Origin of the sequence: Salinibacter pepae, from assembly GCF_947077775.1 — a bacterium.
In the GTDB taxonomy this organism is placed as follows: domain Bacteria; phylum Bacteroidota; class Rhodothermia; order Rhodothermales; family Salinibacteraceae; genus Salinibacter; species Salinibacter pepae.
Window position 1 is genome coordinate 2,513,069 of record NZ_CAMTTE010000001.1, and the last position, 18,082, is coordinate 2,531,150.

7 protein-coding genes are annotated in these 18,082 nt (G+C 65.4%); 1 reads left to right on the top strand and 6 read right to left on the bottom strand.

Translation table 11 applies throughout. The features are described from left to right. Nucleotides 1-153 precede the first annotated feature (153 nt). From OJA40_RS10465 to OJA40_RS10475, 3 genes are all read right to left on the bottom strand, one after another. Complete coding sequence (locus OJA40_RS10465) at nt 154-1,179, bottom strand: ParM/StbA family protein (protein ID WP_263810604.1); 1,026 nt, start codon at nt 1,177-1,179, stop codon at nt 154-156. Between the two features lie 952 nt (nt 1,180-2,131). Continuing rightward, nucleotides 2,132-8,083, bottom strand: coding sequence for a PAS domain S-box protein (locus tag OJA40_RS10470; protein ID WP_263810605.1), 5,952 nt, complete (start codon nt 8,081-8,083; stop codon nt 2,132-2,134). Between the two features lie 102 nt (nt 8,084-8,185). Continuing rightward, complete coding sequence (locus tag OJA40_RS10475) at nt 8,186-8,389, bottom strand: hypothetical protein (protein WP_263792845.1); 204 nt, start codon at nt 8,387-8,389, stop codon at nt 8,186-8,188. Between the two features lie 690 nt (nt 8,390-9,079). Between OJA40_RS10475 and OJA40_RS15505 the strand changes: the two genes are divergently transcribed. Further along, a complete protein-coding gene (locus OJA40_RS15505) occupies nt 9,080-10,288 on the top strand; it encodes an RNA-guided endonuclease InsQ/TnpB family protein (protein ID WP_208425502.1) in 1,209 nt (402 codons plus the stop codon). Between the two features lie 830 nt (nt 10,289-11,118). Here the strand turns inward: OJA40_RS15505 and OJA40_RS10485 are convergent. From OJA40_RS10485 to OJA40_RS10495, 3 genes are all read right to left on the bottom strand, one after another. Next, complete coding sequence (locus OJA40_RS10485) at nt 11,119-13,269, bottom strand: PAS domain-containing protein (RefSeq protein WP_263808981.1); 2,151 nt, start codon at nt 13,267-13,269, stop codon at nt 11,119-11,121. A gap of 217 nt (nt 13,270-13,486) precedes the next feature. After that, a complete protein-coding gene (locus OJA40_RS10490; protein WP_208425500.1) occupies nt 13,487-16,702 on the bottom strand; it encodes an efflux RND transporter permease subunit in 3,216 nt (1,071 codons plus the stop codon). Between the two features lie 72 nt (nt 16,703-16,774). Next, the gene (locus tag OJA40_RS10495; protein WP_263808980.1) at nt 16,775-18,025 is read right to left on the bottom strand and encodes an efflux RND transporter periplasmic adaptor subunit; all 1,251 of its coding nucleotides are present in this window, start codon (nt 18,023-18,025) and stop codon (nt 16,775-16,777) included. Nucleotides 18,026-18,082: the final 57 nt, after the last annotated feature.

The window sequence follows — 18,082 nt, forward strand, 5'->3', positions numbered from 1 at the left end:
CGGCGCCGGCGCACACCATGACCGCCCTCTGCTGTGCCTCAACAGCATTTGCTGTGCCTCAACAGCAGTTGGGCCCGCTGCCTCCAGCGCGCCCCAGAGGCGACCCGGCCGCTGGCCCTCTAGCACAGGAGCCCCCCGGACGTCTACGTCCCCCTACACGCTTTCTTCGTGGAGGAGGTTGATGACTGTGTTGGCGTTGCCGATGTCGAGCCCCACAGCCCGCTCTCGATGGCCGCCGTTCGCATTCGCGGCGTGCAGCGCGTACCCTCGGCTGATGAACGACGCAGGGTTCGGAACAACCTCCAGAGACAGAACATCCCCGAATTCATCGGCGAAGGCGTCGACAAGCTCATCGAACAGTGCTCCTCCACCCCCAACGTACATCTTCCGTGCACGGCCAAAATCGGCGTCGTCGAAGGCCCGCTTGAGCGTCGGGGAGACGATGTCCTCGTAGTAGGTCGACAGCACGTCCTGGCGCATTTCGGTAAGGTCCATCTTTCTGCGACCGATCACAATACGGCCCTTGCGCATCGCCATGTCGAGCTGGTGCTCCGTGACCAGGTCCAGATAATGCTCCTTCTGAAGGCGGTCCGACATGAGTTGGGTGGCGTACTGGAGGCCGCTGGCCGAGGCGGTGGTCCGCTGTACAATCCCGGACGGAAGGCTGAGGGCCGCCTCCATGGTCCCGTACCCGAGCCCGACGGCAAAGAACGGGTCGCGCTCGCTCGGCTCTCCCTGCCGCACCCCGAAGGTGAAGCCCTCAATTTCGGGAATGATCTCTACCTGGTCGACCTCAACTCGAATGCTGGTGTCCGGGCTCTTCCCGAAGGTGCGACCGTCCAGGTCGATGACGTGCGTTCCCTGTACCAGGTCTTCAGCCGTGTCCCGGTGAGCGGCATACGTGGAGGCGGGAAAGCCAGTAGTGACGCACATCGGCTCCTCAGCCCCGGCTTTGGTCACCGCAAGGGCGGCCTGAAGCAGGAGGCGGTAGTCCAAATCGGACGGCGCATTGTTGATGCCCTTGTGCGGAGCATTCCCTTCTAGCAGGGCAAGCTCCCCGACGACGTAACTGCGCCCGTTGTGCCCGATCTTTAAACCGGTGAGAAGGCTGTCCGATACGTCGACAAGCTCAGCATTGCTGGCCTCGAATACGCTTGGTAGGGTTTTGGTCTTAAACATATAAGGGGAGGATGCGGTGATAAGAGCGTCGGAGTTCGTTTCTTATAATCAGAAAAATTAAAATTACTATTTGGTAGTAGATAGAACAAAAATTTTTGTTAGTCCGACCTGTGGTACAGATAGACAACAGCTGTTATTATGAGTGCTACTATTAAAGAAAGATCTTCAGGAGAAAAAATGGACTTTCGATATTTACAAAGTGTACAGTTGTATAAAGTACAGTTGTATAAAAAAGACTCGTCGCGGCGGAAAAGAGGGCGTGGGCAGTTCCTTCTGCCGAGGGGGTAGCAAGGGGCCGACTTTAGCCGGGGGGCACAGAAGCCCCGGGAACAGCACCGGAGTCCACGACCGGAAAAGATTTCCGCTAAACGTCTTGCAATAAACATGCCGAAATTTTGGAGAGCCGACTACGTTTATTGACTCTTCACGGAAGGGGCGGGGAAGCTACGCCCTGCGGCGCCGAGGCCGGGTCGTGGACGCAGGCGTGGACCGCAACGCCCCGGCTCAGGAGCCACTGTTCTCACCGGCACGGATTGCAAAAAGACGAAATGACTCTACAGCGGTAAATTCGTACCGGGTCCCTCCCCAATTTCTTTGGATTGAGGAACAGCCCATCGAAGAGATCGGTGGTGCCACGGGAACGCAGATCGTGCAGGTCTAATCGTCTCCGGCCGTCCCGCCCGGCGGCTGGTCCTTTTCCGGCAGTGGGTCGGAAGGGCGGGCCCGGACGCCGTCACCGTCTCGAACAAAGCACGGGCAAGCCCGGTCGAGGTCTCAGAGGGCCGGCCAGGAACGGCCCAGTGACCCGCCGGTGGCGTCGCGGGTGCATGGGATCACGGGCGCACAGGGAGGCTTCGATCATCGGCCGGACCGGTCTTAAAAAAGAATCCTACCCCTGTACAGGGGTTCTCCTCAACACGTAGGTCCCACGCCGCCTTGTGGCCCAGGTCGTTCAGCGCTCCGCATCATCCACATCGCCATTGCCCGTCTCTCTGCTCTCTTCTTTCGGCATCCGGACGCGAACCGTAGTGCCCTTGCCTTTTTCCGTCTCCATCTCGATTGAGCCGTTCATCTGCTCGACGGCCTCTTGCGCCACCGCCAGCCCAAGCCCGGTGCCCTCGTACTCCCGGGCCACCCCCTCGGAGGCCTGCCGGAAGGGCCTAAACAGATCCTCGACCTTTTCGGGGGCCATCCCAATGCCGCTGTCCTCCACCTCGATTATCGCATGCCCGGTTTTTTCGTAGGCGTGGAGCTGTATTTCCCCGTCTTTCGTATACTTGATGGCATTGGAGACCAGGTTGCGGAGCACGATCTGCACGCCGCCGCCGTCGGCCCGGGCCCAGGTCGGCTCGCCTCCGGACTGGACCTGCAGGCGCAGCCCTTCCGCCTCGGCCTGAGGCCGAAGCTCGCCGGCGACCTCACCGACCTGCTCGGCCAGGTCCACGGGCTCGGCCCCCAGGTCCATTTCCCCGGCCTCCAGCCGCGAGAGGTTGAGCACGCCGGTGAGCGTGTCCATCAGCCGCTGCCCGCTCTTCTGAATCAGGCCTGCAAACTCCACAGGGGGCTTCAGGTCGTCTGCCGCGGCCGGGGGCTCTAGCCCCTCGATCTCCTCCTCGATCGCCTCCGCAAACCCGAGGACGCTCGTCAGCGGCGTGCGGATCTCGTGGCTCATGTTCGCGAGAAGGGACGACTTCATCCGGCCGGCCTCCTCGGCGGCTTTCTTGGCGCTCATAAGCTCGCGCTCCTTGCGGACGTTCTCCGTAATGTCCTGCGCCAGCATCAGGCCTTCTGCCTCGGTGTCGCCCTGGAGGGGCACGACGTGGACGCGCAGCGTGCGGCCGCCGACCCCGATCCGTCGGTCCGTCCGCTCCCCCGCCAGGGCCGCCTCGAAGCGGTCTACAATCGGGTGCCGGCCCCCCTCGATGCCGACGAGGACGGTCCCGGCCTGTGCCCCGAGCAGGTCGGACTCCTCCAACTCGTACGTGCCGAGCAGCTCGCCGGCCGCCAGCGTGTAGGCAAGGTTCTCATCAAACAGGAATACCGCCCCGTTCGGAATATTCTCGGCGAGGGTGCGGTAGCGGCGCTCACGTGCAATCAGGTCGTGCGCTCGGGTGAGGGATTCCAGCGCCTTTCGGAGACTCTGCGCGACGGTTTCCAGAAGGCGAAGGGCCCCGTCGTCGAGACCGTTCGGGGCAGCGGTGCCCACGACGAGCACGCCGCGCTGTCCCAGCGGCACGTACGCGCAGCCCGTGAGGCCCGACCGGTCTACGCCGTCGTCGATGGTGCTGGGATCGGGGTGCACCTGCGTGTCCTCCTCGTCGAGGGCGGTCCAGAGCGGGGTGTGTCCCTGCTCGACCCGGGGCATCGAGCCGACCACCTCACTGTCGATGGCGCCGGCCCGCACCAGCACGTCGCCGTCCCGCAGGTACACGGCGGCCTCTTGGAAGTTGAGGGTGTCGCCGAGGGCATCGGTGACAATCGACGCGGCGCCGGCTTCCGTGCCCACGGCGAGAAGGTCCCGCGTCACGCGGTAAAGGCTTCGAAGCCGCCGCTCCCGCACTTTCTGGTCGGTCACGTCGGTGGTCACGCCGGCGAGCCGCTGAAGGGTCCCCTCGTCGTCGTAAATCCCGTCGATCTGCGCTCTGAGCCACCGGCAGCCCCGGGTGGGATGCAGTACGCGGAACTCCTGGTGCTGCGGCCAGCGTGCCTCGCCGTCGCCCTGCGCCTCAACGGCCGAGCGGAGGGGCCCGAGGTCCGCAGGGTGGACGTGACGGGTCCAGGCACTCGGGGCGTCGCGCAGCGTGTCCCGGTCCACGCCGTACAGCGTTTCGGTTGCGCTGTTGGCGTAACGGAGCTCCGAGTAGTCGGGCGTAACGATATAAAACGCGTTCGGCACCGCCTCCGCGAACTGCTCGAACCGCTGGTTGGCACGTCGCAGGGCCCGGCGTCGCTCCTTCTGCGGGGTCACGTCGCGTCCAACCCCACACAGGACCCAGCCCCGTGTCGGGTCGTCGAAGGCATCCCCCACAAACTCGTGGGGCACCCGGTGCCCGTCCTTGGTGATCAGGGGGGCTTCCACCCGAACAGCCTGACCCGCGGCGCTTTCCTCGATGGCGTCTCGGATGCGGGCCGCATCGTCTTCGTCGAAGAGGTCAGGGGCCGTCATGGCCTCGAGCTCCGCGTCCGTGTAGCCGGTGACCTCGTTGAGGCGGCGGTTCCAGAACAAGAGGTCTCCCTGCTCGTCGAGCAGATAAAACACGTCCTCAATCGTGTCGAGGATCTGATCGAGGAACGCCTTCTGGTCGGCCAGGTCCTGTCGGCGCTCCTCGCGCTGGGTGACATCGTGGATCACCGAGAAGAGAAGCGTCCCGCCCCGATCCAGATCCGGAACCGGCGCCGAAAGGACCCGCACCGTCCGCACCTCTCCGGACGCGAGTTCGTGCTCGAATAGGAACTCGTCGCCGTCCTTCGCCGCTTCGCGGCGCTCCCGGGCCACCGCCTCCGCCGGAAGTTGATTGATGTCCTGGATCGACATGGACGTCAGGACGTCCCGGTCGTATTCGTAGAACTCGGCGGCCGCCGCGTTGGCCCGCTCAATTGCGCCTGTCTCCTGGTCGATGAGCAGCATCGGGGCGTTGTGGCCCTCGAACATCATTCGGAACCGGCGCTCCCGGCGGGTGAGGCGCTTCTGCATGGCCTTCCGTTTGGAGATGTCCCGGAAGATCCGGTACACCACGCGCCCGTCGGGGAGACCTACGGTGGTGGCGTTGAGTTCAACGGGGACAGCGGTGCCCTCGTCGGTGACGACTTCAATCTGGGTTCCGTCCGGGAGGGCCCGTCTCGGGCCGTCTTCGTCGAGGCTCTGACGGAAGAGCGACGCGTACGCCTCGGCCCGGCCCGAGGGGTGGAAGTCGGTCTGGTGGGCCCCGATGATCTCCTCGCGGGGGCGCCCGAGCAGATCTGCAGCGGCCGCGTTCGCCTCCACAATCTTGCCGGTCTCCATGTCGGCCCCCAGGACCGGATTGGGGTTTGCCTGGAGGAGGGCCTGGTGGCGCTCCCGGCTGGCCGCGAGATCGCGCCGGCGTTCCCACTGGGCCGTCACGTCGGTGGCGATGCCCAGGACGCGGACGGCCCCTCTCTCCTCGTAGACCGGCGTCGCCCGGAGGTGCATTCGAGCAACTCCTTCCTCGGGGTGGAACAGCCAAAAGTCACCCTCCCACGATTCGCCGGTGCTGGTCATGTCCTCGAGGGCCGCCTCCACATCGGGCAGATCATTGGGATGAACGATTTCGGTAAAGGCCTCGAACGTCTGTGGGTCGTGCCCGAACAGGTCCTGGAGGGTCTCGTCCCACTGCATCTCGCCGGACTGCAGGTTCCACTCGAGGACTCCCGTGTCGGTCCCCGTTAGGGCCAAGTCGAGCTTCTGCTGGCGCTCTTTTCGCTCGGTCACGTCGGTCCCCGACGCGAGGAGGCGGGCCACCTCGCCGTTCTCGAAGATGGGAATGACCAGCGTCTCGATCCAGCGGGTACGCCCGTCCCCGTCCTCGATTCGGAACTCCCCGTTCCAGGAAGACGCGCTGTCGACGACGGAGTCGAACCCGTCCCGCACCCGCGAGCGGTCCTCCGGATGGATCAGGGCGAAGAAGGCGTCTGTGCTTTCCGGTGCCCGTCCAAAAATGTTGCGGAGCATCCCGTCCCACCGGATCTGGCCGGCCCGCAGGTCCCACTCGGCGATGCCGGTCTCACTCGCGGTGAGGAGCAGTTGGCGCTTCCGGTTCCGATCCTGGCGACCGGTCATGTCCCGCACGGTACACACGAGCCGTCCCGCCTCCGTAACGGTGAGGGACAACGCCGCCGGAAAGGTGCTGCCGTCCGGGCGCTGCCCCGTCACGAGGCCCTGCCAGTGGCCCTCCTCCTCAAGCACGGGAAACACCGTTTCTTCGAGGCGCTCGATCTCGTCCTCCCCGTAGAGCATCCGCCAGGTGTTGCCCAGGAGCTGCTCCTTGTCGTCGAACCCGTACATGTCGGCGTGGGTCTGGTCCACGTACACGTACTCGTCGCCGGCCAGCACCGCCATGCCCTCCGCAGAATCCTCGACGGCCTGATGGAGCACCTTCAGCTCGCGCCGCTGGTCCTCGCGAGCGGTGACGTCGCGGCCCGATACAATGAGGGCGGTGACCGTTCCGTCCTCGTCGGGGACGGGGCGGATGCTGCCACGAATCGTGTACTGGAGCCCATCCGGCCTCAGGTGCTCGGACTGGTACGTCACGTACTCGCCCGCCGCCGCCCGTGCGATCCAGTCCTGAAGGTCCGCCTGGAGGGCAGAATCGTGGTCCCACCAGGGCGTCTCCCAGAAGGATTGCCCGACTACCTCTTCCCGGCCTGCGTTGATGAAAGAAAGGGCCGTGTCATTGACCCTGCGGAGCGTCCCGTCCAGGTCGAGGAGGCCGGTCAGGAGGTTCGGGTCCTGAAAGACCGCTTCGAACTGCCGCTCACGGCGGCGCAGTTTTTGTCTCCGTCGCCGCCTCTCGGTTACGTCCTGGTAGGTGCCGATCAGTCGCTCCGCGTCACCGTCTTCGTTCCGGAGGATGCGCGCACGGGCCTGCACATGCCGGTCTTCTTCGTTGGGCCGGCGAACTCGGTATCGGACCTGGCAGGTCTCCTTGTCGGGATCCTCCAGGACGCGAGCCATTGTGTCCTGGAGACGTCCCCGGTCGGCCGGGTGGACGTGCTCGAGGAGTGCTCCGGTTGTCTGCGGGGCCGAATCGACCCCGAAAAGGGCCTGCGTGCGCTCGTCCCACACGCGCCGGTCGTCCGGAATGGACCACTCGAACACGCCCGCGTCGGCGGCGTCGAGGGCCACCCGGAGGCGCGTCTTCTCCTCGGCGAGGGCCGCACTTTTCTCCTGTACGGAGGCTTCTGCCTGCTTGCGCTGATGAATGCTCCGGGTGATGCCGGCCAGCTTCACGGGCGCCTCCAGCGTTGTTTTATCGGCGTCAGAGAAGGAGGGCCGGCCCACGACGCGCACAGCGGTCTCGACCCACCGCACGGTCCCGTCGGGCTGAAGAAGCCGGTACGCCCCGCGCCAGCGCTCGTCTTCGAGCAGGTCGTGGGCGGTTGGCAGGCCGGGCTGGTCCTTGGGGTGCGCCGCCGACCGCCAGAGCATCGGGTCTCGGACAAACGCGTCGGTGGGGCGGCCGAAAATGGACTCTTCCGAGCTGTTCACGTAGGCCAGCTCATGCCGGACGGGCCCCGCCTCGTTCGGGCCGGCAGGATGAATCTGCACCTCCCAGACCGCATCGTCGAGGGACGCAAGCAGCTCATTGAGCCGTGTCGCGTCCAACTCGGTGGGGCCGGCCCGGTCGACCGCTTTGGTTTTCTGACGGCGCCGCCGTTCCAACTGATCGACCGCCATCTGCGCAAGGTCGTCCAGCCCTTCGAGTTGTCGCTCCGAGGGCGCGCGCGGCTCGGTGTCGAGCGCGCAGACGGTTCCCAGCACATGGCCGTCCGGGGTAATCATGGGGGCGCCGGCGTAGAAACGGACGTGGGGCTCCTCCGTGACGAGCGGATTGTCGTCGAACCGCTCGTCTTCGGTCGCGTCCTCCACCACGAGCCGCTGCCCATCGTCGAGGGTGTGCACGCAGAAGGAGGCGTCGAGCCCGAGCGCCTGCGCGTCGAGCCCGACACAGGCCTTGTGCCACTGTTTCTGATCGCCAACAAAAGTGACCAGCCCGATGGGGACGTCCAGCAGGGCCGCCGCGAGATCCGCAATGCGGTCGAACGTCTCCTCCGGGGCGGTGTCGATGACGTCGTACCGGCGTAGGGCCTGGAGGCGACGGGGATTGATTCGTGCGTATTTGCTGTCTGAGGGGGAGAGGTCCGGATCGGAGGGACCAGCGGGCATGGAGCGTGTCGGGGGCGGGGTAGAGAAAAGTGCAGAACCTCCGGGTCGTGTGTCCCCTGAGCCCGCAGGGCCCGCTTCGTGCACACGTTTGCGGGGCCTCCCCTAGTCGTCGACCTGGTGGCAGGGCGCGAGGTGCCGGCGAAGGGCCGCCCGGTCGGGGTCGGACAGGTGCGTGTACCGGACGACGCCGATGCCGTCCAGGTCGGCCACGGCCATTGCGTCGGACCGGGTTGCCGAGAGGCTCAGCACGACGCTTCCGTCGGCGAGGGCCCACTGCTCTTCCGTCGTCGCAGGAGAGCGGTCCACTACGCAGAACCAGTCCGTCACCGGAGGGGCCGGTGGGTCGTCCGAAGGCGCTTCCGATTGGCGGAGGATAACGGTTGGGCAAATGCGAACGGGCCTGAAGGGGGATAAAGAAGAACACAAGCGGGGACGCCCCGGAGCAAAGTCCGGAAAATCTTCCGCTTCTATCGGCGCAATAAATATACCAGTGATTGTCTTTTAGGCCCACTCCCCGCGCTTACATGCTCCTTTTATGCTTTATTTAAAGTAGTCCTTGTTCCAGAAGATGAGGGGCGCCCTCATGCTTCGGCACACGCGCCGCTGTCGTCTCGAAGAAGGATGCCGCCCCGATACGACCGCTACTCCGGTAATCCTACCCTTTTCGCTGAGAGGATTTGGAAGGCAGGCGGTCCAGCTGCGTGTTCTATTAGAGTATTGAGGATGCGCGAAGGAGCAGTAAACCCTCCGGATTCATCCGGGGGATGTGGACCTGTCGGTCCGTGACTCCTTCGCAGTGAGAATGCGAGTTCAAAACGAGTATTCTCTTCCGGAACTCTTCCGGCGTTTCTGTCTGACGCATAATAGTTTTGAAGGCGGACGTGGAACTCCGCAAGCAAGGCGTTGTGAGTATTGATGCCCTCGCGTTTCTGGCAGCCGGGTTGCCTTGCACCCAGTTCCACCTGCCGGAAGCTGCGAGGGCTTTTGTTTTGCAGTATGTATTTGACCCGCAAATTCCATATTGAGGGCACCGATCAGCTTGAGCGGTTGTCCCGGTCGTCTGCGGATCTGTGGAACCAGATCTGCACGTGGTACTGGCGAACGGTCGACCGGCAGAACCACTGGCTCAGCAAGACGGCGACGCGGCGATGGCACTGCAAAGGGCATGACGTACTGCCCTCTCAGACCGCCCAGGAAGTCGCGGAGCAGTTTTACGAAGCGGTGAGCTCCTGGCATGACAACGACCGCAGGGGCAACCCACCAAAACGTTGTGACAAAGAGTACAACGTGCTCCGGTGGACCTATCAAGGCGTCACGCTCCGTGACGATGGCGTTCTCCGTCTGTCCACGAAACGCGGAGAGGACTCGATTCTGATTGATTGGCCCGTCGACGAAGAACCCAGAACCGTCGAGATCGGGAAGAGCTCGGGTGGTTTTGTCGTCCGTGCTCAGTATGACACAGAGCCTGTCGACCGAACGACCGGAGACAAGATCGCCGGAATCGATCTCGGAGAGAAACACCTCGCTGCTGTCTTCACGGGTCAAGACGCATTCACGATCAACGGCGGTGAACTTCGCGCTCTCCGTCACTACCAGAATAGCCTGAAAGCCAAGCTCGATGCGAAGATCGATCGTAAAGAGCGCGGCTCGAGCCGCTGGACGAAGCTGGTTCAGACGAAGAACAAGCAGCTTGACCACATCGACAACAAGATCACGGACCTTCTTCACAAACTGAGTCGGAAGGTCGTGGAGATGCTCCTTGAGCGACGTGTCTCTGCGATCGGGATCGGTGATGTTCGCGGCATCCGTGATCGGATCGATTACGGCAGCCAGATGAACCAACGGCTGCACCAGTGGGCCTATGGCGAGTTTGCCCGGATGATCGAGTACAAAGCCAAGCTCGCTGGAATCACAGTTGAACGAGTTGATGAAGCGTATACGTCCCAAGAATGTCCACAGTGCGGCCACCGGAAGAAGCCGAGTGGCCGGGAATACGCGTGCAGTGAGTGTGGTTTTCGTGGGCATCGGGACGTGGTAGGTGCCGCGAACATCAGGCGACGATATGTCGCCAAAAGGAAGTATGTCGGGAACGACAACAGTTCCCGTCTACCTGGTGTTATGGCTTCCCCCTCGGGAGTGAGGTTTCATCCTCATCTCTCGTGTAGCTCGCGGAGCGAACGTAAGACCAACAGGCAGTTCGCGTAGAACGCGAAGAATCTCCCGGCTTCAGCCGGGAGAGAAGTCAATGCAGTTGATGACCCGGAGTCCGAAGCCGGTCGTCTTCCCGCGGGGCCGCTCCGGGCCCGGTCGACTTGCTTCGTGGCGGTTCAGTCTGGAGCGACCTACGTAAACGGATCTTTTGCTCTTTCTGGATTCAACTATCTTATTATAAAGAATACTTAAGAGAAAAATATGATCCAAAAGATTTCCTGAAAGGCGGGGCGCACTCACACGTCACCAAGGGGGCAGGCAACGCCCGCCTGAATGCGATGGCCTCGCAAAATTCAGCCGCGTCTGTCTGCTGCTCTATCTTTCACGCCGCCCAAGCGCTGAGCTGCCGTGGTGCCGCAGGCGGCCCAAGAAAGATGCGCCCAACTTCTTTTCCAGGCTGCCCAGAGACGCGGGCATCGCCTCCGTTCCCGTTCGGATCTCCCCGTGCGTCTGTGGACGTCCCCAAGACTGGCTTGCCGCGGTTGCACAGCGGCAGGGCAATCGCACGAAGGAGGGAAAGTTGCCCCGAGCTTTTCTTGCAGCCCCTGTGACGACGGCCGAAGTCTTCTCGTCCTGTCGGATGAGTCCTACACGAGCACGGGAGGCAAGTCGGGGGGCTCCGGTACGCGACCCGGAAGAAACGCCACAAAAATACGACTCAGACTCGTGCCGGATCGTGCGGAGCCCCAGGCCTGTACGTCGCCTGGTGAGGGGGGGACGAGAAATGAGGCTTTGAGAAAACGGAGTCCTCGAGATGTGGAGTCTGGTGGCGGGGCAGGAGGGCCTCCTGTCTGTAGCATGGCCCCCTGGACCCGGACGGACGACTACGAGCGAATTTCGACCCCGTCAAATTCAAACCGGGCCCCGCCATCGGGGGACTCCGTAAGGCGGACGGCCCAGCCGTGCGCCTCGGCGATGCGCTTCACGATCGAGAGCCCGAAGCCGGTCCCCTGTTCCCGTGAGGTTTCCCCGGGCTTGAAGGCCGTCTCGCGCCGGCCGGGCGGAACGCCGGGTCCGTCGTCCTCCACGTACAGGACGGCGTCGTCGGCGCGCCCGACCCGCACCGTGACGTCGCCCTCGCTGTGCTCGACGGCGTTGCGGAAGAGGTTCTCGAAGACGTGCCGGAGGCGGTCCGGGTCGCCCTCGATCGTGCACGCGTCGTCGACGACCAGGACCGCCGCGCTGGTCTCGACCATGTCCCAGCACTGCTCCGCGATGGTCGTCACCGAAACGGGCTCGAGGGATTCGGCCTCGTTGCCGCGCCGGGCGAGAACCAGGGTGTCGGAGATGATGTCCTCCATCCGGTCGAGGGCCTCGTGCACCTTCCGGCGGTGGAGGTCCTCGTAGGCGGGATCCTCGACGGACAGCGTGGTGCGCATCTGCGCGACGTTGAGCGGGTTGCGGAGGTCGTGGGCCACGATGCCCGCAAACTCGTCGAGGCGCTCGTTCTTGCGGCGGAGCTTTTCTTCGCGGTGCACCTGGGCGGTGACGTCGCGGGCGATCCCGACGATGCGGGTCACCGTGCCGTCGACGACGACGGGCGCGAGCTTGGTCTGCCAGATGCGCGTCCCCGCGGGCATGTCCAGCTCCTCCTGGTAGGAGATGGGCGCCCCGGCCTCCACGCAGCGGTGGTAATTTGCCTCGAGCTCGGCGCCGAGGTCCGGGCCCAAAACCTCCCGGGGCGTCTTGCCCCGGACCGACTCCGAGTCGAGTCCCGTCGCGGCCTCGTGGTACGGGTTGAGCCGCTCGAAGCGAAACTCCGTGCCCGACTCCTCTTCCTCTACGTCGACGAAGAAGATGGCGTCCTCGGCGTTCTCCAGGAGCGCGTGGTACTCCTCGGTGAGCGCCCTGAGTTTTCGCTCCTTCTGGAGCTGCTCCGTCACGTCCCGGCTGAGGGCGATAAAGCGCTTCTCGCCGCCGATCTCCGTCTTGTCCACCCACACCTCAATTGGGAACGAGGAGCCGTCCTTCCGGCGGTGGCGGCCGCTTTTCTTCGCCCGGTCGCCGACCTCCATGGTCGTCCAGGTCTCTCGCAGCTCCTCCGGCGACAGGCCGACCTCAAAGTCCGCCACGTTCATGGACCGCAGCTCCCGGTACGTGTAGCCGAGGTCGTCGACGGTCTGCTCGTTGACGTCCAGAATGTGCCCCTCCGCGTCGTGGATCACGACGGAGTCGGGAAGATTCTCGAACAGCGACTTCAGGCGCTGGCGACTGCCCTCAAGGGTCCTCTCGCGTCGCTTTCGCTCGGTGATCTCGCGGCTGATGCCGACAATGCCCACGATGGCGCCGTCCTCGTCGCGGTGCGGATACCGATTCTCCAGAAAGACGTGCTTCGTGCCGTCGATGAACCGGGTGGCCTCGTAGGAGTCCGCGGTCCCGTCCGCGAGAATCTGTGCGTCGATCCGGCGGATCTCGGCGGCACTCTCGGCGTCGAACAGGTCCCCGGCGCGCTTCCCGACGGCCTCCTCCGGGGTAAGCCCGACAAGATCGGCGGCCGCCTCGTTCACGAACTGGTAGCGGCCCGCCCGGTCCTTCAGGTACACGGCCTGAGCGGTGTTTTCGACGAGCGCGCTGAGCTGGCGATTTTTCTGCGCGAGCTCTTGCTCTGAGGCCTTGCGGTCTGTGATGTCGGTGAAGTAGAGCGACAGCCCGCTCTCGTCGGGGTAGACGCGGACCTCGAACCAGCGGTCCAGGCCCGGGTCGTACCGCTCGAAGGACTGCCGCTCCTGAGTCGCCATGGCCACGTCGAGGGCGTCCTCCGCGGCGGTTCCCTGCGACTCCGGGAAGGCGTCCCACACGTGCCGGCCGATCAGTTGCGCCCGGTCGGCGTCCAGGATCTGTTCGGCCCGGTCGTTGACGTAGGTGTAGCGGAGGTCCGTGTCGAGGGCCACGACGCCCTCGCTTACGCGCTCAAGAACGGTGCTTCGTCGCAGCGCCTCGTCGTCGTCAAGGTTCTGCACGGCAGGAGAGATCATGTCGTCGGAGAACCGGGTGGGGCGAAACGGATGCGTGCTCGATCTGTCACGAATCACCTCGCAATGACCGTACCACCCCGGTGGGCCGCCCGGTCACGTTCTGGGTGCCTCCACCCCCCGGACGGGCGCTCGCAGGAAGCAGGCGGGCGGCCGTTGGTTGCGCGGGCCGGTCCGGAAGTGGGAGGGGCCCCGGACGGAAACATTTGCCGTTCCCCGTTCAGGCGGACGGGGCCTCCGAATGCCGCTCCTCGTACGGCCCGAAGTGCTTCACCGGCTCGTCGTAGCCGAGGAGGCGGGTCTGCACCCACCCGACGGCACGGTCCTGAAACATGGCGATTGAGGGGACGATCATCATGAGGACGGCCGTGCCGAAGACGATGCCGACCCCGAGGCTCACGGCCATCGGGATGAGGAACTGGGCCTGCACGCTCTGCTCCACGATGATGGGGAAGAGGCCCAGGAACGTGGTCAGGGACGTAAGCAGGATGGGGCGGAAGCGCATCTGCCCGGCCCGGACGAGCGCGTCGGGCCAGTCGCGGCCCTTGGCGCGCTCCTCGTTGGCAAAGTCGAGCATCACGAGCGCGTCGTTTACGATGACGCCGCTGAGGCCCACGATGCCGTAGATGCTGAGCAGGCCGAGCTGGATGTCGAGCATCAGGTGGCCCAGCAGGGCCCCGATCCAGCCGAACGGAATGGTGCTCATGATGACCAGGGGCTGGAGGTACGACCGGAAGGGAATGGCCAAGAGGGCGTAGATGGCAAACAGCGCGAGCAGAAACCCGATCACGAGGGCGCTCTGCGCCTTGCGCTGCTGCCGCTGCTGCCCGCCGAAGGTAAAGGTGGCCCCCGGAATCTCGCGCTGAATATTGGGGAGCACGCTGGACTGGAGGCTCGCTTTAACCGCGTTGCCGGTCGTGACGCCCGGGTCCACGTCGGCCGTCACCGTGACGACCCGGCGGCCGTCCTGCCGGTTGATCTGCGAGGGGCTGTACCCGAACGACACGTCCGCCACCTCTTCCAGGGGCACCTGCGCCCCGGCGGCCGTCCGGATGCGGTAGTTGCTCAGGTCCTCGATGGAATTGCGCTGGTCGTCGGGCAGCCGGGTGTAGACGCGCACCTCGTTCTGCCCGCGCTGGAGCCGGTAGGACTCCAGCCCGAAGAAGGCGGCGCGGACCTGGCCGGCGAGGTCGTTGAGCGAGAGGCCGAGCGTCCGGGCGCCCGGCTTCATCGCCAGTTCCAGCTCCCGCTTGCCCTGCTCCTGGTCGGACTTGATGTCGAACACGCCCCCGAAGCGGGCCAGGGAGTCCTGGACGGCGGCCACCGTCCGGTCGAGCTTGTCGGACGTGGGGGCCGACAGCTCCACCGAGACGGGCTTGCCCACCGACACCACGTTGGCGGTAAACGAGAGCGAGCGCGCGCTGGGCACCCGTCCGGTCTCCGCGCGCCATCGCTCCTCAAACTGGGCGGACGTGATGTCCCGCTCCTCCGGGTCGATCATCTCGAAGCTCACCTCGGCCACGTTGGCCTGTGTGGCGGTGAAGCCGCCCGCGCCGGGGTCGCTGTTGGCCTGGGGCTGACGGCCGACAGCCACGTACACGTTTTCGACGAGGTCCTGTCCGGCCTTCGCCTCGAGGGCCTCGATGGCCTCGTACCCCGTCTCTTGCAGGCGGGCCGTCATGCGCTCGGTGGCCTCCGGCGTGGTGCCCACCGGCATCTCCAACTGGGCGGTCACCAGCTTGCCCTGCACGCTGGGGAAAAAGGAGAACCCGATGTACCCGTTGCTGGCGAAACTGAAGGAGATGAACAGCATCGACACGCCCGCCGCGAGGGTGACCCCGTAGTGCCGGGTGGCGAACCGGAGGGCCGTCGTAAGCGGGCCGCGCACGAAGGTCCAGAGCTGGGCGGCCACCCACCGCCGCACCCGGTTGAGCGTGCGGATCGGGAGGGTGGGGGTGCCCGGTTCCTGGTCCGGGCGTTCCGACAGGTGGTACGGGAGGATCAAGAGCACCTCCACGAGCGACAGCAGCAGGACGATGATGACGATCGTGGGGATGTCCCCGAGAAATTTGCCGATCGTGCCGCCGATGAAGAGCAGCGGGGAGAAGGCGGCGACGGTCGTCAGGACGGCGAAGATGACCGGGATGCCGACGCGCTGCGTTCCCCGAATGGAGGCCTCCAGCGGGTCGCCTGTACGTTCCTGCTCGGCGTACACGTTCTCGCCCACCACGATGGCGTCGTCGACCACGATGCCGATGGACAGGATGAAGCCGAAGAGGGACAGGAGGTTGATCGACACGTCCAGGTACTGCATGAGGATGAACGTGCCCGTAAACGACAAGAAGATGCCGACCGAGGTCCAGAAGGCCAGCCGGGGGGCGAGGAAAAGGGTGAGCGTGAGGACGACGAGGAACAGCCCCAAGATGCCGTTTTCGATCAGCAGGTTGAGCCGGCTGCGGAGGCTCTCGGCCTGGTTCTGCCAGATGGCGGCCTGAACCCCGGCGGGAAGAGACGCCTGCAGGTCGTCGTCGAGGTAGGTCTTGACCGTCTCCTCGATGTCGAGGACCTGCTCCTGGCCCGTGCGGAAGACGTTGAGGATGGCGGCCGGCTCGCCGTTGAAGCGCGTGATGAGGTCGGAGTTCTCGGCAAATCCGTCCTGAATGTTTGCGACCTCACCGAGGCGCACCTTCGTGCCGTCGTCGCGGGTGAGGGCCACGATCTCCTCGAAGTCCTCCTTCGTGTAGTTCTGGCCCTCCGTCCGGATGACGATCTCCTCCTCGTCCGTCTCCACGCTTCCGCCCGGCAGGTCGAGGCTCCCCTCCCGCACGATCCGCGAGACCCGCGCGAGGCTCATGCCGTACTTGCGAAGCGCCTCGCGGGGGGCCTCCACGGAGATCTCGTAGTCCCGCACGCCCCCGATGCGCACGAAGGAGATCTGCGGGTTGCGCGTCAGGTCGTCCTTCACGCGCTGGGCGAGCTCCTTCAGGGTGCGCTCGCTCGCGTCGCCGTAGAGGGCAATCTGGAGCGCCTGCTGCCGGTTGGTGACCTCCGTGACGATCGGCTGCTCGGCCTCCTCCGGAAACGCGGTGATGCGGTCCACCTCGGACTTGATGTCGGTGCGGGCCCGCGAGAGGTCGGCACCGCGCTTTAGCTCGGCGGTCACCACGCCGCTGTTCTCGGTGGCGGTCCCCAGAATGCGGTCGATGCCCTCGACGCCCTCGATGCGGTCCTCGATGCGGCGCACGATGGACTGCTCCACCTCTTCGGGCGAGCCGCCGGGGTAGGTGACCTGGATCTGCACCGAGTCGAGACTAAACTCGGGGAAGACCTCCTGCACGGTGGTGAAGGCCGCCGCGCCGCCCCCCAGAAGGAGCAGAAGCATCAGCAGGTTGGCCGCTACGCCGTTGCGGGCAAACCAGTCGATTGCTCTGTTCATCGATCGAAGATTGGAAAATTACAGGTGGGCAGATTGAGGAAAGGAGACGCCAATTTTCAATCTGCAAATGTTTTATTGGCTCACGCGAATCCTCATGCTGTCGGTCTGGACGCGCAGGTCCGTTGTGATCACGCGGGTGTCCGGGGCGAGCGTCGGGGCGAGGTAGGTGTTCTCCTCCACCGTCTGGATGGGCTCGACGGTGCGCTCAGCCAGCATCGAGTCCCCGACCGCCGTCCAGACGACCGGCGGCTGGTCCGGCGCGCGGGTGTGGACCGCCCGGCGGGGCACCACGTGGTAGGTGCCGTTCCGACGGCCTTCGATGTCGACCGTCGTGTAGGTGCCAATGGCCAGCGGGGGGCGCGTCCGGCCCCGTGGTGCCGGGGGCTCCTCGGGCCGCCGCGACTGGATGGTGGGGGCCTGGTTGTACGGCTCCGGCACGCGCACCACCACGTCGACCGTCCGGGTCTGCTGGTCGATGGCCCCCTCAACCCGATGGACGCGCCCCTCCCACGCGTACGTCCGGTCGCCGTACGCGCTGGTCACCGTGGCCGGGAGCCCGGCGTCGGCGGACTGCCCACTCGTCGCCCACAGGTTTTCGATGAGGGCGGCCTTGCGGGACGGCAGGGACACGACGACTTCGGCCGCTTCCGTGCCGTAGACCGTAGCGACGGGCGTGCCGGGGGCCACGTACGCGCCGAGGTCGGCCTGCTTCCGGCGCACCATGCCGTCGAAGGGCACCTGGAGGCGCGTGCGGCCCAGGTTGGTGCGCGCGTTTTGGAGGGCGGCCCGGGCGCTTTCGAGGGTGGACTGGGCCTGTGCCACCTGCGGCTCGTTGAAGACGAGCCGCCCGAGCTCGGTGCTGTCGGGGGCGGGCGGCTCGCCGGTGCGGCCCCGGAGGCGCTCGTAGTCCTCCCGGGCGGCGCCCGCCTCCTCCTGGGCCTGCAGGAGCTGCACCCGGGCCTGCGTGACCTGCGCCTCGGCCTGCTGCACGGCGCTTCGGTAGTCGGCGGGGTCGATGCGGGCCAGGGTCGCCCCCGCGTCGAACCGGCCGCCGCTCACGAGCGCATCGGAGACGTCGACGAGGCGCCCCCCGACCTCGGCGGTCAGCTCAATCTCGCGGACGGGCCGCACGGTTCCGGTGCCGCGCACGAGGAGGCTGCCGGCACGCACGTCCACGGGAACCGTCGAGACCAGGGGGGACTGCGGCGGCGGGTCGCTCGTCTCCGGCGCCGGGGCGAACACGGTGAGCAGGGCCACGACGGCGGCGGTGCCGAGAAGGAGGCCGCCCCCGATGAGGGACCACTTGAGGGTGCTGGTGTCCATAAATCGAAGGGGTCAGTCAGAAAAGAGGCCGGACGATGGCAAGTCAGGAATCCCTGG